1 protein-coding gene is annotated in these 2,122 nt (G+C 67.9%); it reads right to left on the bottom strand.

All coding sequences use genetic code 11. The features are described from left to right. Positions 1 to 43 precede the first annotated feature (43 nt). Positions 44 to 1,828, bottom strand: coding sequence for an IS1634 family transposase (locus VMS96_08555; protein ID HVP43472.1), 1,785 nt, complete (start codon positions 1,826 to 1,828; stop codon positions 44 to 46). Between the last annotated feature and the right edge of the window lie 294 nt (positions 1,829 to 2,122).

Below are 2,122 nucleotides of genomic sequence, written 5' to 3'. Positions count from 1 at the left end.
GTAAGTCGTTGGTATTCCGGCCGCCGCCCCCCAGAGGTCTGGTCTACATTTGCACGGCTCTTTTTGCAGTAATGCGCGGGGGCGGCTGGGCGGGGAGCGTCCACCCAAGCTGGGCCAAGAGCAGTTGCTGATCGGGCTCGGGCTCTGTGTGCCGGGTGAAGATGAGTTCCCGGCCGTCAGTGGTCGGGAAGTGGACGTCGAGCAACTGCATGGCGGCGAATTTGTCGAGGACCTGCCGCACCGTGAGCCCCGGCGCGTGAGGACGAAGCTGGGCCTTCAGCGTGACGTGCAGGCAGTAGGCGAGGAAAGCAACAAAGATGTGGGCCTCGATGCGCTCGGGGCGCTGGTGGTAGATCGGCCGCACGGCGAGGTCATCCTTCAAGGTCTTGAAGACCGCCTCGATCTCGACGAGGTGCAGGTAGTACGCCCAGAGCTCGGCCGGATCCGTGGCGATCAGGTTCGAGCGCAGGAGGTAGCGGCCCTCGCGCCGGCGCACCTGGCGGAGCTTCGCTCTGTCCAGGGTGAACGTGAAGTCCACCCGGCGCCCCCGTGCGGTCTTGGGAGGCGGTGGGGGCAGGCTGATCGCGACCAAGCTGGCGGCCCGGCCGGCCGCCTGCTGCGCGGCGCCGAGCTTCAAGAGCAAGGTCTCGTAGGAGGGCCGCTGCCGCTGCAAGGCGTGCAGGCGCGCCCAGAGCCGCTTCAACCGGCGCCGGCGCATGGCGCGCTCCTTGGCCACGCGGTCTGCGCTCTGCACCCAGACGTAGAGTTCCTGGTCCTGGGGCAGGAGCTTCACCTGCACGCTGGGCCGGGCGGCTTGCCAGGGCACATTTAGCAGCGGCTGCTCGAGCTTGGTGAGCCGGCCCTTCGGGGTGCCGACCAGGTACTGCCCGCCCCGGGCGCGGAGCTCGGCCAGCTGCGCCTCGGTCGGGATGCCCCGGTCCATCAGCCAGATCCGGCGGGCCACGCCGTAGCGGGCCTCGATCTGGGTGAGGAACGCGGGGAGCGTCGTGCAGTCGGCCGTGTTGCCGGGGAGCAGCTCGTAGGCGAGCGGGAAGCCTTCGGGGGTGATGACGAGCGCGAGGACCACCTGCACGCAGTCCGGCCGGTGATCCCGGCTGTAGCCGTAGCGGCGGGGATCGGCTTCGTCCTCGGGCGGATCGCTCTCGAAGTAGGTGCTAGTGAGGTCGTAGAGGAGCAGATCGTAGGTCGCCCCGAAGAGGTCCTGCCAGCGGCGAGTGAGAAAGCGGAACAGGTCGGCCTTATGGACGAGCAGCCTGTCGAGACAGCGGTACAGGGTGTCCTTCGCTACGCCGCCGACGTCGGCTCCCAGGAGATCACCCAGCGCACTGCGCTGGAGCCACTCCCGGTGGAGGTACCACTCGCTGCCGGGGGCGAGGAAGCGGTAGGCGACCAGGAGCAGCAGAACCTGCTCCCAGGCCGTGCCTTCGCGGCTCGGCGGCAATCGCTCGCGCCAGAACGCATCGAGCCCGAGCTCGGCCCAGAGCTCACACGCGATCCAGCAGGCGCCCCACTGCCGCGGGCGCTCGAGCCGGAACTCGCGGAGGCGCACTTGGATGCCGACGTCGGCGGCGTGCGCGGGGATCGCCCGGTCGGCCGGGAACAGGGCGAGGCGGAGTTGCCGGTGCGTGCCTTCCTCGAACGCTTCGATGCAGTGGAGCCAGCTCGCCTGCTGGCTGTCATTGATCTCCCCGAGATAGAGGATGTGCCGATCGACACTCCGGCCGTCCGCACACCGATACTTCTCGGCGATGCTCCAGTACCGATGCTCCTTGCCGTCTTTGATACGGGGATGGCACTTGAGGTACATGACGGCGGCAGCGTAGCGCAGTTCCCGCCCCAGGCCAAGGGGGTAGGTCTGGACCCAACCGGGTATGGGGAGACTCGATTCGGTCTGGCGCGCAGTTACGCGGCCCTGGACGCCGAAAATCGTTGTTTCTGAGGTCCAGTAGCGAAGGCAAGGTTAGGGAAGGGGAACCTCCTCCACAGGGACCTCGGCAAGATGGCCTTCACCTTCTACCGGCGGCGGGACGGCAAAGCCCTCCGGTTCCTCTTCACGGCTGAGGGCATCGGCGGCCCGAACGAGGAAATGGCGGCGCTCAAC

The organism is Terriglobales bacterium (assembly GCA_035543055.1).
Classification (GTDB): Bacteria; Acidobacteriota; Terriglobia; order Terriglobales; family Acidobacteriaceae; genus JAIQFD01.
This window is presented reverse-complemented; position numbering and strand designations above follow the sequence as displayed.

Bases quoted from the DNA above. Each gene is read 5' to 3' on its own strand.
- VMS96_08555 (HVP43472.1), bottom strand. From the start codon at position 1,828: ATGTACCTCAAGTGCCATCCCCGTATCAAAGACGGCAAGGAGCATCGG.